General features: G+C 67.9%; 24 protein-coding genes. 9 read left to right on the forward strand and 15 right to left on the reverse strand.

The features are described from left to right. Positions 1-3 precede the first annotated feature (3 nt). Genes BVI061214_RS12485 through BVI061214_RS04410 form a run of 4 tightly spaced genes read right to left on the reverse strand, consistent with a single transcriptional unit; the run spans position 4 to position 2,525 of the window. Entirely contained in the window at positions 4-222 is a 219-nt protein-coding gene (locus tag BVI061214_RS12485) for a type II toxin-antitoxin system HicA family toxin (protein ID WP_346179660.1), read from the reverse strand. A gap of 2 nt (positions 223-224) precedes the next feature. Beyond that, a complete protein-coding gene (locus tag BVI061214_RS04400; RefSeq protein ID WP_003047043.1) occupies positions 225-422 on the reverse strand; it encodes a type II toxin-antitoxin system HicB family antitoxin in 198 nt (65 codons plus the stop codon). Positions 423-437: 15 nt separating this feature from the next. Then, positions 438-1,412, reverse strand: a complete 975-nt coding sequence (locus BVI061214_RS04405; RefSeq protein ID WP_053767435.1) for an alpha-ketoacid dehydrogenase subunit beta — start codon at positions 1,410-1,412, stop codon at positions 438-440. Between the two features lie 9 nt (positions 1,413-1,421). After that, positions 1,422-2,525, reverse strand: a complete 1,104-nt coding sequence (locus tag BVI061214_RS04410; protein ID WP_053767436.1) for a thiamine pyrophosphate-dependent dehydrogenase E1 component subunit alpha — start codon at positions 2,523-2,525, stop codon at positions 1,422-1,424. A gap of 114 nt (positions 2,526-2,639) precedes the next feature. Here BVI061214_RS04410 and BVI061214_RS04415 point away from each other — a divergent pair, with 114 nt between their 5' ends. Both BVI061214_RS04415 and BVI061214_RS04420 read left to right on the forward strand, forming a co-directional pair. After that, complete coding sequence (locus BVI061214_RS04415; RefSeq protein ID WP_053767437.1) at positions 2,640-3,053, forward strand: 23S rRNA (pseudouridine(1915)-N(3))-methyltransferase RlmH; 414 nt, start codon at positions 2,640-2,642, stop codon at positions 3,051-3,053. Next, positions 3,050-3,445: a metallopeptidase family protein gene (locus BVI061214_RS04420; protein WP_053767438.1), complete on the forward strand. Its 396-nt coding sequence runs from the start codon at positions 3,050-3,052 to the stop codon at positions 3,443-3,445. Before BVI061214_RS04415 ends, BVI061214_RS04420 begins: the two co-directional genes overlap by 4 nt. Here BVI061214_RS04420 and BVI061214_RS04425 read toward each other — a convergent pair. From BVI061214_RS04425 to BVI061214_RS04435, 3 genes are read right to left on the reverse strand one after another with little or no spacing between them, the layout of a single operon-like run. Next, positions 3,393-3,818 (reverse strand): DUF2203 domain-containing protein, encoded by a 426-nt coding sequence (locus BVI061214_RS04425; protein ID WP_053767439.1) that lies wholly within the window; start codon positions 3,816-3,818, stop codon positions 3,393-3,395. The two genes, BVI061214_RS04420 and BVI061214_RS04425, sit on opposite strands and share 53 nt — an antisense overlap. Before the next feature lie 47 nt (positions 3,819-3,865). Further along, positions 3,866-4,750 carry a biotin--[acetyl-CoA-carboxylase] ligase gene (locus BVI061214_RS04430; RefSeq protein WP_053767440.1) on the reverse strand — a complete coding sequence of 295 codons (885 nt, stop codon included), beginning with the start codon at positions 4,748-4,750 and terminating at the stop codon, positions 3,866-3,868. Positions 4,751-4,780: 30 nt separating this feature from the next. Continuing rightward, positions 4,781-5,827, reverse strand: coding sequence for a glucose-1-phosphate thymidylyltransferase (locus BVI061214_RS04435; protein WP_053767441.1), 1,047 nt, complete (start codon positions 5,825-5,827; stop codon positions 4,781-4,783). A 35-nt stretch (positions 5,828-5,862) separates the two neighbouring features. Between BVI061214_RS04435 and BVI061214_RS04440 the strand changes: the two genes are divergently transcribed. Next, complete coding sequence (locus BVI061214_RS04440; RefSeq protein WP_053768585.1) at positions 5,863-6,654, forward strand: class I SAM-dependent methyltransferase; 792 nt, start codon at positions 5,863-5,865, stop codon at positions 6,652-6,654. Between the two features lie 12 nt (positions 6,655-6,666). After that, positions 6,667-7,047, forward strand: coding sequence for a secondary thiamine-phosphate synthase enzyme YjbQ (locus BVI061214_RS04445; RefSeq protein WP_053767442.1), 381 nt, complete (start codon positions 6,667-6,669; stop codon positions 7,045-7,047). Between the two features lie 21 nt (positions 7,048-7,068). Here the strand turns inward: BVI061214_RS04445 and BVI061214_RS04450 are convergent, their stop codons facing one another. The 3 genes from BVI061214_RS04450 to BVI061214_RS04460 all read right to left on the reverse strand — a co-directional run bounded on the left by BVI061214_RS04450 (position 7,069) and on the right by BVI061214_RS04460 (position 12,681). Continuing rightward, a complete protein-coding gene (locus BVI061214_RS04450; protein WP_053767443.1) occupies positions 7,069-9,249 on the reverse strand; it encodes a RelA/SpoT family protein in 2,181 nt (726 codons plus the stop codon). A 21-nt stretch (positions 9,250-9,270) separates the two neighbouring features. Then, positions 9,271-11,511, reverse strand: coding sequence for a coiled-coil domain-containing protein (locus BVI061214_RS04455; protein ID WP_053767444.1), 2,241 nt, complete (start codon positions 11,509-11,511; stop codon positions 9,271-9,273). 114 nt (positions 11,512-11,625) lie between these two features. Then, on the reverse strand, positions 11,626-12,681 hold the full coding sequence (locus BVI061214_RS04460) for a mechanosensitive ion channel family protein (RefSeq protein ID WP_053767445.1): 1,056 nt from the start codon (positions 12,679-12,681) through the stop codon (positions 11,626-11,628). 42 nt (positions 12,682-12,723) lie between these two features. Between BVI061214_RS04460 and hemQ the strand changes: the two genes are divergently transcribed. Then, positions 12,724-13,476: a hydrogen peroxide-dependent heme synthase gene (gene hemQ, locus BVI061214_RS04465; protein ID WP_003047079.1), complete on the forward strand. Its 753-nt coding sequence runs from the start codon at positions 12,724-12,726 to the stop codon at positions 13,474-13,476. A gap of 4 nt (positions 13,477-13,480) precedes the next feature. Next, positions 13,481-13,975 carry a chlorite dismutase family protein gene (locus BVI061214_RS04470; RefSeq protein ID WP_003047084.1) on the forward strand — a complete coding sequence of 165 codons (495 nt, stop codon included), beginning with the start codon at positions 13,481-13,483 and terminating at the stop codon, positions 13,973-13,975. Positions 13,976-14,069: 94 nt separating this feature from the next. Here BVI061214_RS04470 and ruvA read toward each other — a convergent pair whose 3' ends face one another. Beyond that, the gene (ruvA, locus tag BVI061214_RS04475) at positions 14,070-14,645 is read right to left on the reverse strand and encodes a Holliday junction branch migration protein RuvA (RefSeq protein WP_053767446.1); all 576 of its coding nucleotides are present in this window, start codon (positions 14,643-14,645) and stop codon (positions 14,070-14,072) included. Between the two features lie 70 nt (positions 14,646-14,715). Continuing rightward, positions 14,716-15,480 (reverse strand): enoyl-CoA hydratase/isomerase family protein, encoded by a 765-nt coding sequence (locus BVI061214_RS04480; protein ID WP_053767447.1) that lies wholly within the window; start codon positions 15,478-15,480, stop codon positions 14,716-14,718. An 82-nt stretch (positions 15,481-15,562) separates the two neighbouring features. On the opposite strand from BVI061214_RS04480, the gene BVI061214_RS04485 reads away from it, so the two are divergent. Genes BVI061214_RS04485 through lpdA form a run of 3 tightly spaced genes read left to right on the forward strand, consistent with a single transcriptional unit; the run spans position 15,563 to position 20,812 of the window. Then, positions 15,563-18,247 (forward strand): 2-oxoglutarate dehydrogenase E1 component, encoded by a 2,685-nt coding sequence (locus tag BVI061214_RS04485; protein WP_053767448.1) that lies wholly within the window; start codon positions 15,563-15,565, stop codon positions 18,245-18,247. Positions 18,248-18,258: 11 nt separating this feature from the next. Next, positions 18,259-19,443, forward strand: coding sequence for a 2-oxoglutarate dehydrogenase complex dihydrolipoyllysine-residue succinyltransferase (gene odhB, locus BVI061214_RS04490; protein ID WP_053767449.1), 1,185 nt, complete (start codon positions 18,259-18,261; stop codon positions 19,441-19,443). A 1-nt stretch (position 19,444) separates the two neighbouring features. After that, positions 19,445-20,812 (forward strand): dihydrolipoyl dehydrogenase, encoded by a 1,368-nt coding sequence (lpdA, locus tag BVI061214_RS04495; protein WP_053767450.1) that lies wholly within the window; start codon positions 19,445-19,447, stop codon positions 20,810-20,812. 55 nt (positions 20,813-20,867) lie between these two features. Here the strand turns inward: lpdA and BVI061214_RS04500 are convergent, their stop codons facing one another. The 3 genes from BVI061214_RS04500 to BVI061214_RS13415 all read right to left on the reverse strand — a co-directional run. Beyond that, positions 20,868-22,517, reverse strand: a complete 1,650-nt coding sequence (locus BVI061214_RS04500; protein ID WP_053767451.1) for a S8 family serine peptidase — start codon at positions 22,515-22,517, stop codon at positions 20,868-20,870. Between the two features lies 1 nt (position 22,518). Next, complete coding sequence (locus tag BVI061214_RS04505; RefSeq protein WP_053767452.1) at positions 22,519-24,561, reverse strand: carboxypeptidase-like regulatory domain-containing protein; 2,043 nt, start codon at positions 24,559-24,561, stop codon at positions 22,519-22,521. 127 nt (positions 24,562-24,688) lie between these two features. After that, the coding region (locus BVI061214_RS13415; protein ID WP_082333096.1) for a hypothetical protein at positions 24,689-24,904 on the reverse strand (216 nt) is incomplete at its 5' end.

Below are 24,904 nucleotides of genomic sequence, written 5' to 3' on the forward strand. Positions count from 1 at the left end.
TCCCTAGATTAGATCTAAGAAATGCTCAAGGGAAAGCTGAGCATCCTTAAGGATGTGGGCTAGGGTAGATCGCTTGATGGGGGTATGCGCAGGCACGATGACGATGATTCGCTTTTCTCCTAGCCGTTTCTCCATCCGGATATGGCTTCCCCTTTGACGCACCACCTGAAAACCTGCCCTTTCCAGTGCTCTGACCACCCGCTTGTAGGACAAGGAGGGCACCTTCAAACTTCTACCTCGGCCAGCTGGGCATCCTCCGGAAGCTCCTCCTCCAGGGGCTCCAGGTAAAGGGCTATAGCCTCGCGGATGTTGGCCAAAGCCTCTTCCAGAGTGTCCCCCTCGCTGATGCAACCGGGAAGGGCGGGCACGTAGACGGTATATCCTCCCTCTTCGCTTTTTTCCAGAACCACCTTTAGGCGCATACAGCCTCCTTATTGCTAGTAGTCTAGCGCCCGCTTGGCGGCGTTCAGGATCCGGGTCACCGTGGGCATGTAGAGCTTGTCCTGGGCGTAGGGGTAAGGGGTGTCAAAGCCGGTGACCCGGATGGGGGGAGCGAGGAGCATGTCCAGGATGTCCTCGGCGATGGTGGCCGCCACCTCGCTGATGAAGCTGGCGTGCCTGGGGGCGTCGGCGACGAGGACCGCCCGCCCGGTCTTGGCCACGGAGTTCATGACCGCCTCGTAGTCCCAGGGCATGAGGCTACGGAGGTCCAGGACCTCGGCGGAGACCCCGGCCTTCTCCAGCTCCTCCGCCGCCTGCAAGACCTCGGGCATCACCGCTCCGTAGGCGATGAGGGAGAGGTCCTTCCCCTCCCGCCGGATGGCGGCCTTGCCCAGGGGGAGGAGGTAGTCCTCCTCCGGCACCTCCTCCTTCACCGAGCGGTAGAGCCTTTTGGGCTCCAGGAAGACCACGGGGTCCTCGTCGCGGATGGCGGCCTTGAGGAGGCCCTTGGCGTCGTATGGGGTGGACACCGCCACCACCTTGAGGCCGGCGGTGTGGACGAAGTGGGCCTCGGGGCTTTGGGAGTGGTGGTGCCCCCCCCGTACTCCACCCCCGGAGGGCATCCGCACCACCAGGGGGGCGGTGAACTGCCCGCCGGAGCGGTAGCGGAGCTTGGCCACCTGGCTCACCAGCTGGTCAAAGCCGGGGAAGATGTAGTCGGCGAACTGGATCTCGGCCACGGGCCTCAGGCCGTGGGCCGCCATGCCCAAAGCGGCCCCCACGATGGCCGCCTCGGAGAGGGGGGTGTCCAAGACCCGGTCGGGGCCGTACTTCTGCAGTAGCCCCTCGGTCACCAGGAAGACCCCGCCCCTTTTCCCCACGTCCTCCCCCAGAATCACCACCCGGGGGTCTTGGGCCATCTCCTCGTCCAGGGCCCGGTTCAGGGCCTGCACCATGGTCATGAGGGCCATACCCACCCCCTAAAGCTCCTCTTTGAGGAGGGCCTCCTGCTTCTTGAGGTGCCAGGGTTTCTCGGCGAGGACGTCGTCCAACATCCACTCAGGGGGGATGGGCCCCGCCTCCTCCGCCTCCTTTAGGCCCCGCTCCAGCTCGGCGCGGATCTCCTCCTTCAGGTCCTCCTCCCACTCGGCGTTCCAGAGGCCTCGGGCCTCGAGGAACCGCCGGAAGCGGGGGATGGGGTCCCGCTTCCGCCAGGCCTCCACCTCCTCCCGGGGGCGGTAGCGGCTGTCGTCGTCGGCGGAGGAATGGGGGCCGTAGCGGTAGACCCTGAGTTCCACCAGGCTGGGGCCCTCTCCCAGGCGGGCCCGCTCCACGGCCTCCTTGACCACGTAGTAGCTGGCCAGGACGTCCATCCCGTCCACCAGGTAGCCGGGGATGCCGAAGGCATGGGCCTTGTCGGCGATGGTGGGGCTTTTGGTCTGGTGGCGGTAGTCCACGCTGATGGCGTAGAAGTTGTTCTCGCAGATGAAGACGGCGGGGGCCCCCTGCACGGCGGCGAAGTTGATGCCGGCGTACCAGTCCCCCTCGCTGGTGGCCCCGTCCCCGAAGGTGCAGACCGCCACCTGGCCGGTGCGCAGGAGCTTCATGCTGATGGCGGCCCCGGCGGCGGGGGGCACGTGGGAGGCGATGGGGGAGGCCACGGTGAAGAGGTTGAGGGCCTTGGAGCCGGGGTGCTCGGGCATCTGCCGCCCCTTGTTGGGGTCGGCCTTGGTGGCCAGCATCTGGCCGAAGAGCTCTCTGGGGGGGACCCCCAGGGCTAGGGCCAGGCCGTGGTCCCGGTAGTAGGGGAAGAGCCAGTCAAATCCCCGCCTCACGGCGTGGGCGATGGCCACCTGGGCAGCTTCGTGCCCGGCGGCGGGGGCGATGAAGCTGGTCTTGCCGGTGCGGATCAGGATGGTGTAGCGCTCGTCCAGCATCCGGGCGGCCAGCATGTCCCGGTAGAACCTCTTTAGCCTCTCCTCCTCCAGGTCCAGGGGGAAGTCCCCCAGCCACTCCCCCTTCTCACCGATGAGCCTTATGGGCTCCTCGGTGAAGGGCCGGAACCGGTGGGTGTCCTTGACCATAAACCCTCCTTGGGGCGCTTTTGGCGCCGAAGCCCCGCCCTGGGTAAGGGCCTAGGGGCTTTTCGGGGTGGGGTAGGTCCCACTTTCCCTTCGCCCCGAGTATAACCTGTAGGGGTGCGCTTGCGGGTGGTGGCGGTGGGCAGGCCCCGGCTGGAGTACGCCCGGCTGGGGGTGGAGCTCTATGGGGAGCGCATCCGCCGCTATGCCCCCCTGGAGCTTCTCTTTGTGCGTGAGGCCAAGGAGCTTCGGCCCAAGGCGGAGGGACACCGGAAGATCGTCTTGGACGAGCGAGGGAGGCTTTTCACCACCGAGGGGCTTTACCGGTTTCTTTTGGGCTTGGAGGGGGAGCGGGTGGCCTTTCTGGTGGGGGGCGCCGAAGGGCACCCGGAGGCCTTGCGGAAAGAGGCGGACCTCCTCCTTTCCCTCTCCCCCCTCACCCTGCAGCACGAGCTGGCCCTTTTGGTCCTCCTGGAACAGCTTTACCGCATCCTGACCCTGAGGGCGGGGCACCCCTACCACCGGCCATGACCTACGCCGAGTTCGTGAACCTGGTGGAAAGGCTCTGGGATGAGATCCCCGAGGCCTTCAAGAGGGGCCTCCAAGGGGTGCACGTCTTCCCCGAGGCCAAGCCGGAGCCGGGGCTTAAGGACGTGTGGCGGCTTGGGGAGTACCTGGACCCCGGCCCCCCCTCGGCCTTCCGGGGCTTTGAGGGCCTGGGGCGGCACATCGCCCTTTACTACGGCTCCTTTTTGCAGGTGGCCGGGCCAGGCTTTGACTGGGAAGGGGAGGTCTGGGAGACCCTCCTCCACGAGCTCAGGCACCACCTGGAATCCCTGGCGGGCCGGGACGACCTGGTAAGGGAGGACCTCAGGCGCCTGGCCGAGTTTCGCCGGGGTGGGCCACCTTCGGCGGGAGGGTAGCGGCCTCCTCCAGGGGGCGCCGCTCCGCGAAGCCCCCGGAGAGGGGGTGGTAGTGGGCCACCTCGGGCTCCCCCTCCTGCCAGCAGAGGAAGACGATCTCCCCCCCGACCCGGGCGGGGAAGTCCACAAGGCCCCGGTCCAGGTCCTTGAGGAGGACCCCCAGGGAGGCCAGGTAGCGGGCGTCGGCCTCGAGGGTGCCCATGAGGAAGCGGATCTCCTCCTCCAACGCCCTCCTTTCCACCCCCCGGGCCTCGGGGAGCCGCGACTGGGCCAGGAGGAGCTCGGCCTTGGCCTGGCGCATCTCCTTAAGGACCCGCCTGAGCTCGGGCAGGAGGGCGTCGGCCTCTTCCTTGGTGAAGATGCGGGTGAACATACCTACCCCTATCCTAACACAGGAGGCGAGGGAAATCTAAGCCTGGGTTACTCAAGGAGGGGGAGGAGCGCCACCTCCCCCGCCCCCACCCGCACCCCCCCTACCAGGAGGCTGCCGTCGGGGAGGACCTCCTGGGCCACGCCCTCCACCACGCCCTTGGGGGTCTCTACCCGCACCCTCCGGCCCAGGGTGTAGGAGGCCTGGCGGTAGCGGGCGAGGAGGGCCTCGGGGTCCTCCAGGAGAGGGAGGAGGGCCTCCAGGCGCCGGAGGAAGGCCAGGAGAACCTCCCGCCTGGAGTAGGGGCCGAACTCCTGGAGGGAGGCCGCCCCTTCCGGGGCCCAGGCCACGTTGACCCCCACCCCCAGGAGGGCGTAGGCCACCTCCTCGCCCTCGGCCTTGGCCTCCAGGAGCACCCCGGCGAGCTTCCTGCCGTCTGGGGCCAGGAGGTCGTTGGGCCACTTGAGCCCCCCGAGCCCCACGGCCTCAAAGAGGGCCAGGCCTGCGAGGAGGGGGAGGAGGCTTAGGGCGGAGAGGGGCAGGGCGGGCCTCAAGAGGAGGGAGAAGGTGAGGCTCTCCCCGGGGCGGCTTTCCCAGGGCCTTCCCCGGCGGCCCCGCCCCCTTTCCTGGACCTCGGCCAGGACCAAGGCCCCCTCGGGGGCCCCCGCCTCGGCCCAGGCCCTGAGGATGTCCTGGGTGCTCCCCACCCGGCCCAGGTAGCGGTAGGGCTTCCCGAGCCTTCCCTCGGGCTGGAAGAGGTGGGGCAGGGGGGTGCCGGGGCGGATGCGGTAGCCTCGCCGACCCACCTCCACGGGAAAGCCCTCGGCCAAAAGCCGCTTTGCTTCCTTGGAGACCGCGGCCCGGCTCACCCCGAGGCGGTCGGCCAGGGTCTCGCCCCTTTGGTAGGTCTCGTCCAAAAGATCCAGGAGTCCCATGCCCCTTTTGCCCGGAGAAAGCTCGGCGGCTCAGGCCAGCTCCACCTGGGAGAGGTCGCCCAGGATCAGGCGGTGGGCCCGGGGAAGGCCGTTCCTGCTCATCACCCTGGCCCCCACGCCCAGGATGCTCTCCTGGAGGCGCACGGGGACGTCTTCCAGGACGGCGTGGTCCTCGAGGATGGCGTACTCCACCTCCGAGCCCGCCACCCTCACCCCGGGCCCCAAGGAGGTGAAGGGCCCCACATAGGCCCCCTCCACCACCGCGCCCTCCCCGATGAAGGCGGGGCCGATCACCCTGCTTCTCACCACCCTGGCCCCCTTTTCCACCACCACCCGGCCGGTGAGGGCGCTCTCCACCACCTCGCCTTCCACCCTGGGGGCGAGCTCTTCCAGAAGGAGGCGGTTGGCGTCCAGGAGGTCCTCGGGGCGGCCCGTGTCCTTCCACCAGCCCTGGACCTCCACCCCCACCACCCGCTTCTTCCGGTCAATGAGGGCCTGGATGGCGTCGGTGATCTCGTACTCCCCCCGGGCGGAGGGCTTGAGGCCCGGGATGACCTCCCACACCTCCGGGGAGAAGACGTAGACCCCGGCCACGGCCAGGTCCGAGGGGGGCTCCTTGGGCTTTTCCACAAGGCGGACGATGCGGTCCTCCTCCATCACCGCCACCCCGAACTGCCGGGGGTCTTGGACCCGCACCAGGGCCAAGACGGCGCTCACCCCCTCCCTGAAGGCCTCCAGATAGGGACCGATGCCCTTCTGGAAGAGGTTGTCCCCCAGGTAGAGGACGAAGGGGCTTTCCCCCAGGAAGTCCCGGGCCACGGCCACGGCGTGGGCCAGGCCCTGGGGCTCCTCCTGGAGGACGAAGCGGACGGGGAAGCCCTCCAGGGCCAGGCGCAAGTCCTTTTCCGTCTCCGGGGAGACCACCACGCCGATCTCCCTTACGCCAGCCTGGAGGAGGTTTTCCACGGCGTAGTGGATGATGGGTCGGCCCGCCACCCGGATCACGGGCTTGGGCCTTGTGTGGGTGAGGGGGCGGAGCCTGGTCCCCCTCCCCGCCGCCAGGATGAGGCCCTTCATGGTCTTGGAGTATACCCCTTAGAATGGGGGAGGAGATGGCCAGCGCCCTCCTCAGGGCGGCCTACGCCTACGACCGCCTCCGGGCCTACCCGCCCGAGGTGGCGGGCCGCATCGCCACCGCCATCGGCCACGCCGTGGCGGCCAGGGGGGAGGAGCCCGTCCTCCTGGAGCTGGGCGTGGGCACGGGGCGCATCGCCCTTCCCCTCATCGCCCGGGGGTACCGGTACCTCGCCCTGGACTGCGACCCGGCCATGCTGGAGGTGTTTCAGAAGAAGGCGGCGGGGGTTATGCGCAAGGTGCGCCTTCTTCTGGCGGATGCCCGGGAAATCCCCCTCCCCGACGAGAGCGTCCACGGGGTCATCGCCGTCCACCTCTGGCACCTCCTCCCCGACTGGCCCAAGGCCCTGGCCGAGGCCTTAAGGGTCTTAAAGCCCTCCGGGGTCCTCCTGGAGGGCTGGGAAAGGGTAGAGGCCGAGCCCGAGTGCCGCCTGCAGGAGAGGTGGCGGGAGCTTGTGGCCGAGGAGGGGGTCTTGGTGGAGCGGGGGCTTCACGGAAGGCGCATGGCCGAGGTGGAGGAGGCCCTAAGGCGCCTTGGCCTCAGGCCCAGGACCCGGGAGGTGGTGGCCTGGCGGGAGGAGCGCACGCCCAGGGAGGCCCTCGAGGCCCTGGCCTACCGCCTCTACTCCTTCACCAAGGGGGTGCCCGAGGAGGCCCACGCCCGGGCCATGGAGAGGCTCTGGGCCTGGGCGGAGGCGGAGCTTGGCGACCTGGACCGCCCCTTTTCGGTGGAGAAGCGCTTTTTCCTGCGCTCCACCCGGCTTTCCTGATAGGCTTAACCCATGGAAGGGATCCGGGTGCGCACCCCCAAGGAAGGGTTCGTCAACATCACCAAGGCGGTGGAGGCGGCCCTCAAGGGGCACACGGGCCTGGTCTACCTCTTTGTCCCCCACACCACCTGCGGCCTCACCGTGCAGGAGGGGGCCGACCCCGACGTGGCCCACGACCTCCTCGCGCGCCTCTCGGAACTCGTCCCCCGCCTCCACCCCAAGGACCGCCACCGGGAGGGGAACAGCGACGCCCACCTCAAGACCCTCCTCACCGGGGTCCACCTCCTCCTCCCCGCCGAGGGGGGGAGGCTCAGGCTTGGGCGGTGGCAGCAGGTCTTTCTGGCCGAGTACGACGGGCCCCGGGAAAGGGAGGTCTGGATCCAGCTTCTCTGAACCCTTGGCCCCTGATGGGGCCTATACCCAGCGCACCGCTTCCACGCTCTTCACGCCCTTCAGGGCCCGGGTCAGGGCCTCCCGCTCCCCGTCCTCCACGGTGAGGCGGAGGCGGATCCGGGCCACGGGCCCCAGGATGCGGGTCTCCGAGCCCAAAGCGCTTTTCCCCGCCTCCGCCACCACCTGCATCACGTCCCGGAGGAGGCCGGCCCGGTCCTGGGCCAGGACCTCGAGGGTGGCCACCTTCCCGCCCACGCCCTCCCAGTAGGCCCCTAGGACCCGATCCGCCTCGGGGCCCTGGAGGAGGCGGCGCAGGTTGGGGCAGTCGGCCCGGTGGACCGTGACCCCCCGGCCCCGGGTGACGAAGCCCAGGATGCTGTCCCCCTTCATGGGCTCGCAGCAGGAGGCCAGGCGGATGGGGGCCTCGAGGTTCCCTTCCAGGCGGATGCCCCAGGTGTTCCTGGGAGCTTCCTTGGGCTTTTCCGGCTTGAGGAGGGCCTTGGGGTAGAGCTTTTCCGCCACCTGCCTGGGGGTGAGGCGGTTCAGGGCCAGGGCCAGGTAGAGCTCCTCGGGGGAGGGGGAGAGGCCAAGCCGCTTGGCGGCCTCCTCCAGCCCGCTGTCCGTGGGCTTGGGCAGGCCCCTGCGCTTCAGGTAGCGCTCCAGGAGGCTCTGCCCCCTCTCCAGGGTCTCCTGGCGCTCCTGGGCACGGAAGTACTGGCGGATCTTGCTCTTGGCGGTCCGGGTCCTGGCGAACTCCAGCCAGTCCTTGGAGGGGTGGGCGTTTTTGGCGGTGAGGATCTCCACCATGTCCCCGTTTTGCAGCTCGTAGGAGAGGGGGACGATCCTGCCGTTCACCTTGGCCCCCACCATGTGGTGCCCCACCTCGGTGTGGATGTGGTAGGCGAAGTCCACCGGGGTGGCCCCCTTGGGCAGGTTGATGATGCGCCCCTTAGGGGTAAAGACGAAGACCCGCCCGCCCAAGAGGTCCCGGGTCACCGCCTCCACGAACTCCCGGGAGCTACTGAACTCCTGCTGCCACTCCTGGATGTTCTTCAGCCAGGAGACCCGCCTTTTCACCTCCTCGGGGTCGGTGAGGCCCTCCTTGTAGAGCCAGTGGGCGGCGATACCGTACTCGGCGATGCGGTGCATCTCCCGGGTGCGGATCTGCACCTCCAGGGGGAGGCCCTCCAGGGCGATGACCGTGGTGTGGAGGCTCTGGTAGCCGTTGGGCTTGGGCACGGCGATGTAGTCCTTGACCCTTCCCGGGATGGGCTGCCACAGGGCGTGGACCAGGCCCAGGACGTGGTAGCAGACCTGCTTCTCCCTAAGGCCCTTGGCCTCCTCGGTGGGGCTTGGCTTGGGGTCCAGGATGACCCGCACCGCCAGGAGGTCGTAGATCTGCTCCAGGGCCTTCCCTTCCCTTTCCATCTTCTTCCAGATGGAGTAGAGGTGCTTGGGCCTGCCCGTGACCTCAAAACCCTGGAGCTGGCTTTGCAGGAGCGCGTCTTGCTTCAGGGCCTCCTCCAGGACCTCCATGGCCCGCTTCACCATCCTTTCCCGGGCCTCCTGGGTCTCCTGAAGGCGGGCGAGGAGGGCCTGGTAGGCCTCGGGGTGGAGGTAGCGGAAGGAGAGGTCCTCCAGCTCCCACTTGATCTGCCCCATCCCCAGGCGGTGGGCCAGGGGGGCGTAGATCTCCAGGGTCTCCTGGGCAATGCGCTTTTGCTTTCCCTCGGGCATGTGCTCCAGGGTGCGGAGGTTGTGCAGGCGGTCTGCCAGCTTGACGATGATGATGCGCACGTCCTCCGCCATGGCGATGAACATCTGGCGGAGGTCCTCGGCCCGCTTCTCCTCCCCCTCGAGGTTGGCGAACTTGTAGAGCTTGCTGACCTTGGTCTCCCCCTCCACGATGCGGCGCACGGCGGGGCCGAAGCGCCTTTCCAGCTCCTCCCCCGCTACCCCGCAGTCCTCCATGGTGTCGTGGAGGAGGCCCGCCGCCACGGTGTCGGCATCCATGCGCAAGGAGGCCAGGATCTCCGCCACGGCCACGGGGTGGGTGATGTAAGGCTCCCCGCTTTTCCTAAGCTGGCCCCGGTGGGCCTCCTCGGCGAAGAGGTAGGCCTTGTGAACCTTCTCCCGGTCTTCCGGGGAGAGGTAGGCCAGGACCCTTTCCAGGTTTTCCCAAAGAGCCTCGCGAACGACCACTACAGCCTTCAGTGTAGCACGCTAGGAGCTTAGCTTCAGGAGGAAGGCGGATAGGGCCCCAGGCTCCATGAGGGCCACCAGGGTTCTGCCGGAGAAGGGGGCCAGCACCAGGGCTTTCTGGCCCAGGAGAAGCGCCACGGGCCCCTCTTCCTGAAAAAGCCCCCGCAGGGGCTCCAGAGCCCGCTTTAGCTCCTGAAGAGCTTCCTTGGGCAGGGGAGGGCTTTCCTCCAGGAAGCCCAAGGCCTCCACCCCGGGAAGCCGGAAGCGGTCCAGGTCTAAGGGGGGCTTCTCCTCAAAAACCCCCAGGAGGGCCTCGAGGTCCGCCCCCTGGATCTCCTTCAGGATGCTCTTGGCGGCCTCGGCCTCCCTTTTGAGCTCTTCCAGAAGGCTCTCGGCCTCGGCCAGGGTCTTCTCCACCTGGGCCAGGCCTTTGGGCCCCAGGCGTGGAAGCCTTTCCTTGGCGCTTTGCAGAAACTGGAGGAGGGGTCTGAGGCGGCGGTGGGTCTCGCTCTGGAAGCCCTCGAGGCCCCCGTAGGCCTGGAAGAGGGCGGTGAGTCGGGTCAGGACCTCCTCCCGTTTGGCCTCAAGCCGCCGCTTCAGGGCCTGGAGGGCCCGGGCCACCGGGGTGGGGTCGGGGAGGGGTTTGGCCTTCTCCTCGGCGATGAGGCGGAACACGCCCTCCCCCCCAAAGCCCAGGAAGCGCTCCGCCAGCGCCTCCATCCGGGAAAGCTCCTCCAGGGCCTCCTGCCTGGCCGCTTCCCGGGCCTGGGCCACCTCCCGGCGCAAGGCGGCGAGGTCGGGGAGCTCGCCTTTGGCGAGGGCTTCTTCCGCTTTCTCCAAGGATTCCCATAGGCCCAGGGCCAGGGCCTCGGGCCTTAGGGCCTTTAGCTCCTCCTCCGCCTCCTTGAGCTTGGCCTTCAGGGCCGCCTCCTCCCCCTGGGTCATGAGGAGGGCGGCGTAGCGGGCCTTGATCTCGGGGAGGCGCTGGGGGAGGGCCTCCAGGGGCACGGCCCTGAGCTCCTCTAGAAGGGGCGCGAAGGCCTCGCCCTTTGCGGCCAGCTCCCGGGCCAGGGCCTCCATTTCCGCCTCTAGCTTCCTCCTTTCCTCCTCCTGGCGCCTGGCCTCCGCCTCGAGGCGGGCCAGCTCCCCCTCCAGGAGCTTGAGGTCGGGTAGGCCCCCTTCCCTCAAGGTCTCCTCGGCCAGGGCGAAGGCGGCCTCTAGGGAGGCCTTGGCCTCCTCGGGCAGGGGGAGGCTTCGCAGGCGCGCTTCCAGCTGGATGAGGCGGGCCTTCTTTTCCGCCCGCAGGTTGGCCTCGGCCTCCTTTAAGGCGGCCTCCAGGAGGGAAAGCTTTTCCCCCGCTGGCTTTCCCGCCTCCAGAAGGGCCTGAACCTCGGCGAGGAGGGGGCTCACCGTGGGCTCCTGCAGAAGGTGGGCGTGGCGGGCCAGAAGCTCCTCCAGCCTCCGCCCTTCCTCCTCCACCTCTAGGGCCTCCAGGCGCCTCGCCGCCTCCTCGGGGAGGGCCTCCAGGTCCACGATGAGCTCCCCTTCCAGCTCCTCCGCCTCCTCCACGGTGAGGAAGACGTCCTCGGGGGGCTCTTCCTGGGTTTCAAAGACGATCTCCGGCAGGGTGGGGGGGCGGGCCACGCTGGACTCCAGGAGCTTCCGGAGCTCCAGGGCCAGGCTCCGGGCCCGCTCCACCTCCGCCTGGGCCAGGAGGCCTTCCTTCTGGGCCTCCCTTACCGTCTCCACCAGCTTCTCCAGCCGGCGCACCTTGGCCCCCCCCAGGTGGCGCACCCTTTCCAGGCTCTCCTCCAGGTGGGCCAGGTCCTTGGCCTGGCGCAGAAGGGCCTCCTCCAGCTTCTCCTCCAAGGCCTCCAGAAGGGCCTTGGCCTCCCGCATGAGCCTGGGGTCGGGGTCCTGGCGGAGGCGGTTGACGAGGGCCCGGTAGCGGGCCACCTCCGGCCAGTCCAGATAGAGGCCAAAGCGCTTCAGGCCCGCCTCCAGGGCCTCGAGGTCCGCCGGCTCCGAAGGCGCCGAGAGCTTCCGCAAGGCCTCCTCCACCACCCGCTTGGCCTCCTTGGCGGGAAGCCTCGCCTGGAGCTCCCGGAAGGCGAGGCCCTTCAAAAGGGTCTCCCCGTCCTTTGGGGAAAGCTCCTCTTGGCGCTTGCCCAGGCGCTTCAGACCCTCTTCCAGCACCGCCTCGGCCCGGGTTCCCAGGTGGCGCCGCAAGGTTTCCAGAATGAGCCCGTAGATGTCCGGCATCCCCTTTAGCTTATACCCTTGCTTCCCGTTTCCTTCGGCCTACCATGCCTCGTAGCTTCCTGAGGACTCTTTTGCCGGGGCCCCCATGCTGGCTCAAGCCAGCATGGGGTGGCATTACCCCCTTTCCAGGCGCAGCGGCTCGCCGAAGTAGAGCTTCTGGTGGGGGTAGGGGATCTCTATCCCCTCCCGGTCCAGGCGGTTTTTGATGCGCCTGCGAAACTCCCGGGCCACGGCCCACTGCTCGGCGGGCTTGGTGTTGAAGAGGACGCGGATGACCACCCCGGAGTCGGCCAGGCTCTGGACCCCCAGGACCTCGGGTGGATCGGCGAAGCGTTCCCGCCACTCGGGGTCTTGGTAAAAGCGGGCCACCTCGTCCCGGAAGACCTCCAGCGCCCGGTCCAGGTCCTCCCTGTAGGCCACGCTCACGTCCACCACCGCCCGGCTCCACTCCTGGGTGAGGACGGTCACCTGGCGCACCTCGGAGTTGGGGAGGAAGTGGACCCGCCCCTCCAGGTCCCGGAGCACGGTGAGGCGCAAGGAGAAGCGCTCCACCTTCCCCCCCACACCGCCGATCTGGACGATGTCCCCCACGCCGTACTGGTCTTCCAGGAGGATGAAGAAGCCGTTGATGAAGTCCCTGAGGAGGTTCTGCAGGGCGAAGCTCAGGGCGAGCCCCGCTACCCCCGCCCCCGCCAGGAGGGCGGTGACGTTGAGGCCCAGGTTGGAGAGGAAAAGAAGCCCCCCCAGGACCAGAACCACCGCCTTCAGCGCCGACTCGGAGGCCCGCCTCAGGGTCCTTCGCCGCACCGCCTCCCGGCTCAGGCCTTCCTCGGGTTCGGGGAGGCCCCTCAGCAGAAGGGGAACCAGGCGGTAGCCCAGGAAGGTGAGGGCCAGGACGGCCAGGGCGGAAACCCCTTGCCTCCCCAGCCACCGGGTGAGCTCCCGGCCCCAGGTGCGCCAGGGCTCCAGGGGGAGGTCCAGGGCGTGGGCCAGGCGGCTGAAGGCCAAGAGGCCCACCACCCCCCACCAGAGGAGGCCCAGAAGCTGGAAGAAGCGGTCGTCCCCCTTGGTGGGGGTGAGGCGGCTCAGGGCGTTCAGGGCCCGGGCCCCGTAGCGGCCCAAGAGCCAGGCCACAAGGAGGGTCAGGGCCAGGTCCAGCCAGGGTGCCATGGGGCCACTATACCCAAGCCCCGGGGCCTTATAGTGGGGGGCATGGAAGGCCACGTGCCCGAACCCACCCACACCCTCGAGGGCTGGCACATCCTCCACGACTTCCGCCGCCTGGACTTCCCCCGGTGGCGCAAGGCCTCCCCCCTGGAGAGGCAGGCGGCCTGGGAGGAGCTTTTGGGCCTCCTCGCCCTCTGGCGGCGGGTGGAGGAGGAGGGGCGGGGGTCTTTTGGGGTCTACCAGGTCATCACCCAGAAGGCGGACCTCCTCTTCCTGAACCTTAGGGAGACTCTGGACGAGCTTTTGGAACTGGAAAGCGCCTTGAACAAGAGCCTCTTCGCCGAGTACCTTTTGCCCGCCTACGGCTTTTACTCCGTGGTGGAGCTGGGAAGCCAGGAGAAGCCTCTAGACCCCGAGTCCCCCTACGTCAAGCCCCGCCTCACCCCCAGGGTACCTAAGGGGGGCTACGTCTGCTTTTACCCCATGAACAAAAGGCGGGAAGGGGGGGACAACTGGTACATGCTCCCCGCCAAGGAGCGGGCCCACCTCATGCGGGCCCACGGGGAGACGGGCCGGAAGTACCAGGGCAAGGTCCTCCAGGTCATCAGCGGGGCCCAGGGCCTGGACGACTGGGAGTGGGGGGTGGACCTCTTCAGCGAGGACCCCATCCAGTTCAAGAAGATCGTCTACGAGATGCGCTTTGACGAGGTCTCCGCCCGCTTCGGGGAGTTCGGGCCCTTCTACGTGGGCCGCTATCTGGACGAAAAGGCCCTGGCCCGCCTCCTGGACGTAGGATAGGGGCATGGAGCGCTACTTTTCCCTGGGGCTTTTTAGGCTCCTCCCGGCGTTTCGCCGCCTCGAGGCCGAGGCCCAGGAGCACCTGAAGGAGGAGTTCGCCCTCCTTCTCCGCCGCTATGCCGAGCGGGGGGGCTCCCTCAGGGCCTACAGCCTGGTGGGCCTCTCCGCCGAGGCCGACCTCCTCCTCTTCCAGGGGGCGGAGGACCCCAAGGCCTTCCAGGCCCTTCGGCGGGAGGCCAACCGGACCCGGTTCATGGGCTACCTGGAGCCCGTGGCCCTCTTCCTAGACCGGGGGGAGGGGGAGCCGGGGGAAGACCCCGTGGCCCTCTTCCCCTACGGGCTGGAAGGCGCCCCTCCTCAGGGGGCGAAGGTCCTCCGGGGGCGGCAGGTGGTCCTCCTGGAGGGGCCCCTTGCCCTCCTCTTCCCCCTGGCGGTGGCGGAGGGGGGGTATTTGGCCCTCCCCCGGGGCTTCCGGGAAGCCTTGGACGACCTGGGCTGAGCGCCCGCACTTTGGTTTCGCAACATGGGGTGCCCAAGCCGGGGCTAAAGGGTTTTCTGGGGCCCCCACCGCGGCAAAAGCCGCGGTGGGGTACTTAGCGGAGGCGCCTCAGGGCCTCCTTGATGAGCTCCTGGGCCCTGGCCCCCGGGTTTTTAGCCAGGAGGTCCAGGACCACGCTCCGGGCCTGCCCCTCCTTGAAGCCCAGGGCGGCCAGGGCCAGGATGGCTTCCTCCGCCTCCCCGCTTTCCACTTTCTCCCCGGTGAGGAGTTCCTTGGGCACCTTGCCCTTGAGCTCCAGGACCAGGCGCTCGGCCAGGCGCTTGCCCACCCCGCTGGCCGAGGTGAGGAGCCTCAGGTCCCCCTCGGCCAGGGCCTGGGCCAGAAGCCTCGGGGGGAGGGCGGAGAGGAGGGCCAGGGCCACCTTGGGCCCCACCCCGCTCACGGAGAGGAGGAGCTCAAAGAGCTTGAGGCTTTCCTCCTCGGGGAAGCCGAAGAGGAAAAGGCCTTCCTCCCGAAGGGCCAGGTGGGTGTGGACCCCCACCTCCTCCCCCTCCCTCAGGCCCTGGAGGAAGGGGCTTGGGGCCTGGACCTGGAAGCCCACCCCGCCCACCAGGAGGAGGAAGCTCCCCTCCTCCTTCCTGGCCACCACGCCCTTCAAGTAGCGAATCATACCCTTGTTTCCCCTTTCCGTCGGCCTATTGCCGGGGCCCCATGCTGGCTTGGGCCAGCATGGGGTGGCATCATCGCCCTTGGAAGCGGGGCGGGCGCTTCTCCCGGAAGGCCCTGACCCCCTCCTCGTGGTCCAGGGTGCGCCCCGCCTCCCCCTGGAGGATGGCCTCGAGGGCCAAAGCCTCGGTGAGGGAGAGGCGGTAGGTCTCCAGGAGGAGCTTTTTGGTGAGGGCCAGGGCGCGGGTGGAGCCCTGGGCCAGCTCCTGGGCCTTCCCCATGGCCTCCTCCATGAGGCGCTCGGCGGGCACCACCCGGTGCACCAGGCCTAGCGCCAGCGCCTCCTCCGCCGAGAGGCGGGGGGAGAGGTAGAGGAGCTCCTGGGCCTTGGCCAGGCCCACCAGGCGGGGCAGGAGGAAGCTCATCCCCGTGTCGGGCACCAGGCCGATGCGGGCGAAGGCCGTGGTGAAGCTGGCCCCCGCCGCCGCCAGGCGGTAGTCCCCCCAGAGGGCCAGGCTCATCCCCGCCCCCGCCGCTGGGCCGTTCACGGCCACCACCAGGGGCTTTTCTAGGGCGCTGATGGCCTCCACCACCCGGTTGTAGCGGCGGAGATGGGCCTCGTAGTCGGGCTTGGCCTCGCCGAACTCCGTGAGGTCCTGGCCGGCGGAGAAGGCCTTTCCCGCCCCCGTGAGGAGGAGGGCGCGGACCTCCTTATCCTCGTTGGCGGCTTGGAGGGCCTGAAAGAGGGCTTCCAGAAGCTCGCCCGTGATGGCGTTGAGCCTTTCGGGCCGGTTCAGGGTCAGGACCAGGACGCTTCCCTGGCGCTCCGTCAGGATCATGGCCCCATTGTAAAGCCCCAGAGCACCTACACCGCTTTTTGGTGTAGCGTAGTGAAGGGGGTATACCGCCCCGGGAGGTAGGATGGAGCTCACGCTGGAAAGCCAAGGCTACCTGGAGGCCCTGTACCGGGCTTACCTGGAGGACCCCTTTTCCTTGCCCGAGGAGTGGCGGCGCTACTTCTCCGCTTTGGCCCTGGAGGACGGCCGACGAGAACCCTTGGCCAAGGCCCCGCCTTTGGCCGAGGCCTTTGACCCGGCCTTTCCCCTGAAGGTGGAGAGGCTGGCCCAGGCCTACCGGGAGCTGGGCCACCTGGCGGCCCAGATAGACCCCCTGGGCCGAAAGCGCCCCTGGCCCAAGGCGCTCACCCTGGAGGCCCATGGCCTCGCCCCCGAGGACCTCAAAAAACCCCTTCCCCCCGTCTTTGGGGCCCCCACCCTCGAGGCCCTTCTGGAGCGCCTAAAGGCCACCTATTTAGGCCCGGTGGGCTTTGAGCTCGCCCACGTGGAGCCCGAGGAGCGGGCCTGGCTCCTGGCCCAGGTGGAGGCCCCCTGGCCCAAGCCCCCCCTCGAGGCCAGGAAGCGGCTTCTCCGGGGCCTCATGGAGGCCAGCCTCTTTGAGGCCTTCCTGCAGAAGAAGTACCTGGGGGCCAAGACCTTCAGCGTGGAGGGCCTGGAAAGCCTCATCCCCCTTCTCCAGGAGACCCTGGAGGAGGCGGCCCGGCACGGGGTGCGGGAGGTGGTCCTGGGCATGGCCCACCGGGGGCGTCTGAACGTCCTGGCCCACGTGGTGGGCAAGCCCTTTGAGCGCATCTTCCGCGAGTTTGAGGAGATCTTCCCCGAGGGCTACTCCGGGGACGTCAAGTACCACCTGGGCTTCTCCAGCGACCGCCTGACCGCCTATGGGCCCATCCACGTCTCCTTGAACTTCAACCCCAGCCACCTGGAGTTCGTGAACCCCGTGACCTTGGGCCGGCTTCGGGCCAAGCAGGACCGCTTCGGGGACCGGGAGAGGCGGCGGGGCCTGGCGGTTTTGGTCCACGGGGACTCGGCCTTCATCGGGGAGGGGATCGTCCAGGAGACCCTGAACCTGTCCCAGCTCCCCGGCTACGGGGTGGGGGGCACCCTCCACGTGGTGGCCAACAACCAGCTGGGCTTCACCACCCTGCCCTCGGAGTACACCTCCTGCCGCTACCCCACGGATATCGCCAAGATGCTGGGGGCGCCCATCTTCCACGTGAACGCCGAGGCCTTGGACGAGCTCTGGTTCGTCCTGAGGCTGGCCCTGGCCTACCGCCAGCGCTACGGCAAGGACGTGGTCATAGACCTGGTGGGCTACCGCCGCCGGGGCCACAACGAGACCGACGAGCCCTCCTTCACCCAGCCCACCATGTACGCCGAGATCGCCCGGCGCCCCGAGCCCTGGAAGGTCTACGCCGAGCGCCTTCTGGCCGAGGGGGCCATCTCCCAGGAGGAGATCGGGGCCTGGCAGGAGGCCTACCTGGAGCGGCTGGAAAGCGAGTTCGCCCGGGTCAAGGCCGAGCCGGGCCCGGTGGTCCTCCACGGGCTTTCCGGCATCTGGCAGGGGTACGTGGGCGGCGAGGACCGCCTGGTGCCGGAGGTGGACACCGGGGTGCCCAAGGAGGCCCTAAGGAACCTCCTCCTGCGCCTGGCCTCGGTTCCCGAGGGCTTCCAGGTCCACCCCAAGCTGAAGCGCTTCCTGGAGGCCCGCCGGGAGATGGCCGAGGAAAAACGCCCCCTGGACTGGGCCGCCGCCGAGGCCCTGGCCTTCGCCTCCTTGGCGGTGGAGGGGCATAGGGTGCGCCTCACGGGCCAGGATGCCCTAAGGGGTACCTTCACCCAGCGCCACGCCGCCCTCTACGACTACGCCACCGGCAGGCCCTACATCCCCCTCCAGCACCTGGCCGAGGGGCAGGCCGAGGTGGAGATCTACAACTCCCCCCTCTCCGAGGCCGGGGTCCTGGGCTTTGAGTACGGCTACAGCCTGGACTACCCCGAGGGCCTCATCCTCTGGGAGGCCCAGTTCGGGGACTTCGTCAACGTGGCCCAGGTCTACATTGACCAGTTCCTGGCCAGCGCTGAGGCCAAGTGGAACCGGCTTTCGGGGCTGGTGCTCCTCCTGCCCCACGGCCTCGAGGGCCAGGGCCCCGAGCACTCCTCCGCCAGGCTGGAGCGCTTTTTGCAGCTTGGGGCCCGGGACAACCTCCAGGTGGCCTACCCCACCACCCCGGCCCAGTTCTTCCACCTCCTGCGCCGCCAGGTGAAGCGCAAAATCCGCAAGCCCCTCGTCGTCATGACCCCCAAGAGCCTCCTCCGCCACCCCGAGGTGGTCTCCGCCCTGGAGGAGCTGGCCCAGGGCCGCTTCCAGAAGGTCATCCCCGAGCGCATCAAGGGGGCCAGGAAGGTCCTCCTCACCTCGGGCAAGGTCTACTACGACCTTTTGGCCAAAAGGCGGGAGCTTGCGGCGGAGGACGTGGCCCTCATCCGGCTGGAGCTCCTCTACCCCTTCCCCGAGGAGGAGCTCAAGGAGGCCCTGGGCTTCTACCCCAGGAAGACCCCGGTGGTCTTCGTCCAGGAAGAGCCCATCAACCAGGGGGCCTGGTGGTACCTCTCGGCCCGCTTCTGCGGGGAGATCTACGGCCACCCCTTCAGCGTGGTGGCCCGGCCCGAGTCCCCAAGCCCGGCCGTGGGCTCCTCCAAGGTGCACAGGCTGGAGCAGGAAGAGCTTCTTGAGGAAGCTTTTAAGTAAGGAGGTCCAAGGTGCAGGAGCTGAAAGTCCCCTCTGTGGGCGAGTCCATCGTGGAAGTGGAGATCGGCGCCTGGCTGAAGAAGGAGGGCGAGGCCTTCCAGGCCGACGAGCCCTTGGTGGAGCTCATCACCGACAAGGCCACCCTGGAGCTCCCCGCCCCCTTCGCCGGGACCCTGAAGAAGATCCTGAAGGCCCAGGGCGAGACGGCCCGGGTGGGGGAGGCCATCGCCCTCCTGGAGGAGGGGAAGGTGGAGGCGCAGGTCCAGGCGCCCACCCAGGCTCCTGAGGAGGCTTCCCCGGAGCCCCTGGCCATGCCTGCCGCCGAGCGGCTCATGCGGGAGGCGGGGGTCTCCCCCAAGGAGGTGGTGGGCACCGGCCTGGGCGGCCGCATCCTCAAGGAGGACGTGGAGCGCCACCTGGAGGCGCGGAAAGCCCCTCCCATGCCCGCCGAGCCTGCGCCGCCCCCTTCCCCTCAGGCCCCCGCCGATAAGCCCTGGCGGGTGGACGAGGCCGTGCCCATGACCCCCCTCCGCCGCCGCATCGCCGAGAGGCTCCTCCAGGCCCGCCAGACCACGGCCATGCTGACCACCTTCAACGAGGCCGACATGTCGGCGGTCATCGCCCTGAGGCGGGAGCTGGGGGAGGCCTTCCAGAAGAAGCACGGGGTCAAGCTGGGCTTCATGAGCTTCTTCGTCAAGGCCGTGGTCCAGGCCCTGAAGGAGATCCCCGAGCTGAACGCCGAGATCCGCGACAATACCATCGTCTACCACCGCTACTACGACATCGGCATCGCCGTGGGGGGCGGGGAGGGGCTGGTGGTGCCCGTCCTGAGGGACGCCGACCGCCTCTCCTTCGCCGAGATAGAGAGGCAGATCGCCGACTTCGCCGAACGGGCAAGGGCCAGGAAGCTCAAGCCCGAGGAGCTCATGGGGGGCACCTTCACCATCACCAACGGGGGGATCTACGGCTCCTTAAACTCCACCCCCCTCCTCAACCCGCCCCAGGTGGGGATTCTGGGCATGCACGCCATCCAGGAAAGGCCCGTGGCCCGGGAGGGCCAGGTGGTCATCCGCCCCATGATGTACCTGGCCCTCTCCTACGACCACCGCATCGTGGACGGGAGGGAGGCGGTCACCTTCCTGCGCCGGGTGAAGGAGCTCATAGAAAACCCCGCCCGGCTCCTTCTGGAGGTGTAGCGTGTACGACCTCCTGGTGATCGGGGCCGGGCCCGGCGGGTACGTGGCCGCCATCCGGGCGGCCCAGCTGGGGATGCGGGTGGGGGTGGTGGAGAAGGAGAAGGCCCTGGGGGGGACCTGCCTCAGGGTGGGGTGCATCCCCTCCAAGGCGCTTCTGGAGACCACCGAGCGCATCTACGAGGTGAAAAAGGGCCTCCTTGGGGCCAGGGTCCAGGGCCTCGAGGTGGACCTGAAGGCCCTCATGGCCCACAAGGACAAGGTGGTCCAGGCCAACACCCAGGGGATTGAGTTCCTCTTCAAGAAAAACGGCATCGCCCGCCACCTGGGCACGGCCCGCTTCCTCTCCGAGAGGAAGGTCCTGGTGGAGGAGACGGGGGAGGAGCTCTCGGCCCGCTTTTTCCTCATCGCCACCGGTTCGGCTCCCCTCATTCCCCCCTGGGCCCAGGTGGACGGGGAAAGGGTGGTGACCTCCACCGAGGCCCTTTCCTTCCCCGAGGTGCCGGAGAGGCTCATCGTGGTGGGGGGTGGGGTCATCGGCCTCGAGCTCGGCGTGGTCTGGCACCGCCTGGGGGCCGAGGTGGTGGTCCTGGAGTACATGGACCGGATCCTGCCCACCATGGACGCCGAGCTTTCCCGGGCGGCGGAAAAGGTCTTTAGAAAGGAGGGCCTCACCATCCGCACGGGGGTGCGGGTCACCGCCGTGCTGCCCCAGGCTAAGGGGGCCCGGGTGGAGCTGGAAGGCGGGGAGGTTCTGGAGGCGGACCGGGTGCTTTTGGCCGTGGGCCGGAGGCCCTACACCGAGGGGCTTGGCCTGGAAAACGCCGGGCTTTTCACCGACGAAAGGGGCCGGATCCCCGTGGACGAGCACCTAAGGACCAAGCTTCCCCACATCTACGCCATTGGGGACGTGATCCGGGGTCCCATGCTGGCCCACAAGGCTAGCGAGGAGGGCATCGCCGCGGTGGAGCACATGGCGAAGGGCTTTGGCCACGTGGACTACCAGGCCATCCCCAGCGTGGTCTACACCCACCCCGAGGTGGCCGGCGTGGGGTATACGGAGGAGGAGCTGAAGGAAAAGGGCATCCCCTACAAGGTGGGGAGGTTCCCCTACTCTGCCAGCGGCCGCGCCCGGGCCATGGGGGATACGGAAGGGTTTATCAAGGTCCTGGCCCACGCCAAGACCGACCGCATCCTGGGGGTCCACGGGATCGGGGCCCGGGTGGGGGACGTCCTGGCCGAGGCGGCCTTGGCCATCTTCTTCAAGGCCAGCGCCGAGGACGTGGGCCGCGCCCCCCACGCCCACCCCTCCCTCTCGGAGATCCTCAAGGAGGCCGCCTTGGCGGCGTGGGAGAAGCCCATCCACTTTTAACCAAAGAACTCCCCCCGGGGTTACCCCGGGGGGACAGCTAGTGGCGGCTCTCCCTCTAGGGTTCTCGGGCAAGGAGGCGTACGTACATGAAGTCGGGTTGGCCTGCGCTGGAGCCTGGCCTGGCCACTATGGTGCCTACGCGGGTGCCCCGGTCCTCCGGCATGCTCCCGGTCACGGCCAGGTCTGGCCCGGCCACGTAGATCTCGTAGGTGCCCGGGGCGATCTCATAGAACCAGGCCTCGCCGTTTTGATCGGTCTTGGCCCAGTAGATGGGGGTGGGGTCGGTGGGGTCCCCAGGGCGGAGCCCCTGGCCCCGCAGGATTACGTCCGCTAGGACGCCAGTGAAGACGCCCCGCTCGTTCTGGTACTCCACCTTGATCCTGACCACCGAGCCCTTCTGAGGTAGGGCGGAGCACCCTTGGGCCAGGAGGTTGGCCAGGTTGCCGACGTTCAGGTGGCCCCAACCCTTTTCCCGGGTGAAGGTCTGTTCCCAGGTGGTGGTCTCCAGGGCTCGGCGCACCTGGTAGGGGGTGGCGCCTGGGCAGGCCCCTTTCACTAAAGCGGCGGCGGCGGCGGTATAGGGGCCGGAGAAGGAGGTGCCGGAGATGAGGCCGTATCCGCCGCCGAGCCAAGTGGGGTTGGCCAGAAGGACATCCAGGCCGGGGGCAGCGCTGGAGATGTGGCGACCGTAAGTGGAGAAGTTGGTCTTGTTGCGGTTGCCGTCGGCGGCCGCAGAGGCGATAATGCCCGGATAGCCCGCCGGGGTGCGCACCTCGTCCTTGTAGGAGTTCCCGGCGCTGGCCACCACCACCACGCCGTTGGCCAGGGCGTAGTCAAAGGCTTCCTTCACGAGGTTCCCGTATCCCAGACCGCCCCAGGAGTTGTTGAGGATCTGGGCCCCGCGGTTGACCGCCCAGACGATGCCCCGGGCGGTGTAGAAGTCCCCCACGTAGTTCGGCTGGAAAATGGCTACCGGGAGGAATTTGGTCCTGGGCGCGAGGCCCACGATGCCCTGGCCGTCCTTGGCGGCGCTCACCGTGGAGGCCACGAAGGTGCCGTGGGAGATGTTGCTTGCGCCAAGCCCTTGGATGAAGGCTGTCCAGGTGGAGGCCTGGGTATAGGTGGTGTTGGTGACTGGGTCGTAGGCCAGCCCCGCCCAGTTGGCGGCTAGGTCGGGGTGGGTAACGTCAGCGGGATCGTCAATGATAGCCACGGTCACCCCTTCCCCAAAGAAGCCGCGGTCCCAAGCAGGTCTGGCGTTCAGGTGGCGGGGGTCCAGGGCGTATTGGGGCAGCTGGTCAAAGATCTGGTCGGGAGGGTTGCCCAGGGGCGCAAGCCCCCCTCCGCCAGCCCGCCTCTGCACCACTGGGTCGTCCTTAGGGGCCAGGGCCATGGCCAGGTGGGGCTCGGCGTACCGCAGGCCCGGAAGCCCCTTCAAGGCTTTGCTGGCCTTCAAAGCATCCCCGGGCACCCGGAGGAGGGCAGCGCGAAGCTCGGGGATGCGGGCGATCTCCGTGGCGCCTAGCTTGCGGATGGCCTCCTGCAGGGCGGCCTCGTCCTGGTAGGCCACCACCACCTCGTTTTGGACGTAGGTGAGGTTCTCGCCCGAAGCCAGGGTAGGGTTGGGGTTTTGGGGAGGCCGGATGGCGTTTTGGTTGCACGCCGCCAAAAGGCCTAGAAGAGCAAGGGTCCAAAGCTTCCTCATCTCACTCCCCCGTGGTGAAGTCAAAGACCTGGGTCCCAGGGCGGGTTATGCGAATAAAGGAGGTGGAGCTGGGCCAGGTCTGGACGCTGTAGGCCGAAACTCGGTAACCCTCGGCGGGGTTGTACTTGTAGGCGTAGCTCACCCAAAGCTGCCAGGCGTAAGTGCGGAAGCTTTGGAGCTGGGGAAGGAGCGCCTGGCCGTCAAAGTTGTAGGGCAAGGTGAAGGTGTTCCGGGTGAGGTCAACTGGCACTGCGTTGGGCTTGGCGGGATTTATCAGGCCTGCTGTGTCGGTGTACACGGTAAAGGTGTTGTTAGGAAAACCGTAGACCAAGGCCTCTCCCTGCGGCACCCCATTCCCCTGAGGCCCGGTGCCGAACTCCACAAAGAGGAGGAAGCCGCCGAGGGTTTGCCAGGCCACCCCTACCCAGGGGTCCCGAGTGCCGGTCAGGGTGTCCCAGAGAACCAGGTTGTAGGCGGCTCCATCAGCCCCGGCAGCCAGCTGGGGATGGCCGATGGTGAAGTCTGGGGTTCTGGGGACGCCCGTGGTCTCGTCGGCAGGGCTCAGGAGGGGTGCGAAGAAGGGAGGCAGGGGCGTAGTGGAGCTAGGCGCGCTTTCGGCCCGGTTGGCCCCTCGGGCCACCACCCGGTAATAGTAGGTCTGGCCGGGGGTGAGGTCGGGGGAGGCGTCGCGGAAGAAGAAGGGCCGGTCAAAGGGGTTGGTGGGGCAGCTGGTGCTGCGGGCGCCGCCCACCGTGCCCACCCGAGTCCAGTTCTGCCCGTCTTCGGAGCGCTCAATGTCAAAGGCAAAAGGAGTGGCCGTCGCCGTGTAGCACCAGCGCACCTCCACGTAGAGGTTGCTGCCCTCGGGCACGGCGCTGAGGTCCAAGGGCATATCCCCCACCTGGCCCTTACCCAAAGGCACGGTCAGGTTGAGGGGGGTCTCTGCCCGGAAGAAGCCCACGGCCTCGGTTAGGGTTATGGCCATAGCAGCCACTCCTGTGGGGGCGGAGACGGTGTTGTTCTGGGTGGGGGAGGTGTTCACGAAGGTTATGGGCACGATGTAGTGGCTCCGGTTGTTGTTGAAGTCGTAGGCTACCACTTCCAGGAACACCCGCTCGCCGCTGGCGCTACCCAGCCCGGCTACGGCGGTGCCGGAAAGGGTTTGGTTACCCGTGTCCTCCACCTCACTGAAGATGCGCCGCGAAGAGGTGGCCGTGTTAGAGAGGAAGGCGGATCCCGGGGTCCGGCCCAAGGCCACGTAGATGAAGCGCATGGGCCTCACGAAGTCCCTTGTGGCGTCCACCTGGACCCGGAAGGGGATGGTGTTGGTGAAGGTGCCGCCTTCCAAAGGCTGGCTGCCGTCCTGGGTGATGACCAGGGTGGGCGGGGTGGTGCTGGCGCTAGCATCAAAGGCGGGCTTTTGGATGATGCGCACAAAGCCCATCTCCGGCACCCGGACCCCTTCTACAAAGCTCCCCGCCATGCCCGGCTTCTGGACCTCGAGGCGGTAGGTGTCCGCGGGGATATTGGCGAAGGTGAACGCCCCTTGGGCGTCCGTGGTGGTGGTGGCCACCAGGGTGCCGCCCCGCATGAGCCGGACCTGGCTCCCGGCAACGGGGCCGCCGGCGTTCTCGCTGACCACCATTCCGGAGAGGGTTTCCGTGCCCGTCGGGCCAGTTACCTTGAGGCTCAAAGACGCGGTCTTGTTCAGGTTCCCCGAGGTGGCCTTGATCTGCAGGTCGTAATCACCGGCGTTTACCGTGCTATCCACGTCAACGGTGAGGGTCTGGGTCACGGGGCCCGACCCGGTCACGCTGACGCTGCTGGGGGAGAGGGTTACACCGCTGGGAGCGCCCACCAGCTCCAGGTTCACCGTCCCGGCGAAGCCGTTCTGGGGGGTGATGGTCAGCCGGGTGGTGCCGCTAGACCCCTGCTGGACCGTGAGGCTCGTGGGGTTGAGGGAGATGGTGAAGTCGGGGGGCCTGGAGCATGCGGTTAGGACAGCGCCTAGGGCTAGTAGAGCCAGGATAAAGGCTTTTCTCATAACCCTTCCTCCTTTGAAGCCTTAGGGTTTCTAAGCATAGCTTGCCTCCTTTCGGCCAGATGGGTTTTGGAACCCAAGGGGTTTTTATCACTCTAGGGGCCTTGTTGTCAAGCGCTGAAGCAGGGCTTTACCCAAAACTCCTTCCTCGCCCTCCCTTAGCCTGCTTCAAGAGTTCTTGGGTGACTTCATAGTTGAGCAGGCGAACCAGGCCCCTCAGGAGCAGGTACGGACCATCCCTCTCGCTGGGCAGCCCCAGCTTGCCCCCGAGCTGCAAAAGAAACCCCTTGAACGGATCCCCCAACCGCTCAACTTCCCAAAGGAACACCGCCAGCCCCAGCAAAAC

Origin of the sequence: Thermus aquaticus, from assembly GCF_001280255.1 — a bacterium.
Classification (GTDB): domain Bacteria; phylum Deinococcota; class Deinococci; order Deinococcales; family Thermaceae; genus Thermus; species Thermus aquaticus.

Coding starts and splice junctions, on each gene's coding strand:
- BVI061214_RS04400 (WP_003047043.1), bottom strand. CDS start 422: ATGCGCCTAAAGGTGGTTCTGGAAAAAAGCGAAGAGGGAGGATATACC.
- BVI061214_RS04405 (WP_053767435.1), bottom strand. CDS start 1,412: ATGGCCCTCATGACCATGGTGCAGGCCCTGAACCGGGCCCTGGACGAG.
- BVI061214_RS04410 (WP_053767436.1), bottom strand. CDS start 2,525: ATGGTCAAGGACACCCACCGGTTCCGGCCCTTCACCGAGGAGCCCATA.
- BVI061214_RS04420 (WP_053767438.1), top strand. CDS start 3,050: ATGACCTACGCCGAGTTCGTGAACCTGGTGGAAAGGCTCTGGGATGAG.
- BVI061214_RS04425 (WP_053767439.1), bottom strand. CDS start 3,818: ATGTTCACCCGCATCTTCACCAAGGAAGAGGCCGACGCCCTCCTGCCC.
- BVI061214_RS04430 (WP_053767440.1), bottom strand. CDS start 4,750: ATGGGACTCCTGGATCTTTTGGACGAGACCTACCAAAGGGGCGAGACC.
- BVI061214_RS04435 (WP_053767441.1), bottom strand. CDS start 5,827: ATGAAGGGCCTCATCCTGGCGGCGGGGAGGGGGACCAGGCTCCGCCCC.
- BVI061214_RS04440 (WP_053768585.1), top strand. CDS start 5,863: ATGGCCAGCGCCCTCCTCAGGGCGGCCTACGCCTACGACCGCCTCCGG.
- BVI061214_RS04445 (WP_053767442.1), top strand. CDS start 6,667: ATGGAAGGGATCCGGGTGCGCACCCCCAAGGAAGGGTTCGTCAACATC.
- BVI061214_RS04455 (WP_053767444.1), bottom strand. CDS start 11,511: ATGCCGGACATCTACGGGCTCATTCTGGAAACCTTGCGGCGCCACCTG.
- BVI061214_RS04460 (WP_053767445.1), bottom strand. CDS start 12,681: ATGGCACCCTGGCTGGACCTGGCCCTGACCCTCCTTGTGGCCTGGCTC.
- hemQ (WP_003047079.1), top strand. CDS start 12,724: ATGGAAGGCCACGTGCCCGAACCCACCCACACCCTCGAGGGCTGGCAC.
- BVI061214_RS04470 (WP_003047084.1), top strand. CDS start 13,481: ATGGAGCGCTACTTTTCCCTGGGGCTTTTTAGGCTCCTCCCGGCGTTT.
- ruvA (WP_053767446.1), bottom strand. CDS start 14,645: ATGATTCGCTACTTGAAGGGCGTGGTGGCCAGGAAGGAGGAGGGGAGC.
- BVI061214_RS04480 (WP_053767447.1), bottom strand. CDS start 15,480: ATGATCCTGACGGAGCGCCAGGGAAGCGTCCTGGTCCTGACCCTGAAC.
- BVI061214_RS04485 (WP_053767448.1), top strand. CDS start 15,563: ATGGAGCTCACGCTGGAAAGCCAAGGCTACCTGGAGGCCCTGTACCGG.
- BVI061214_RS04500 (WP_053767451.1), bottom strand. CDS start 22,517: ATGAGGAAGCTTTGGACCCTTGCTCTTCTAGGCCTTTTGGCGGCGTGC.
- BVI061214_RS04505 (WP_053767452.1), bottom strand. CDS start 24,561: ATGAGAAAAGCCTTTATCCTGGCTCTACTAGCCCTAGGCGCTGTCCTA.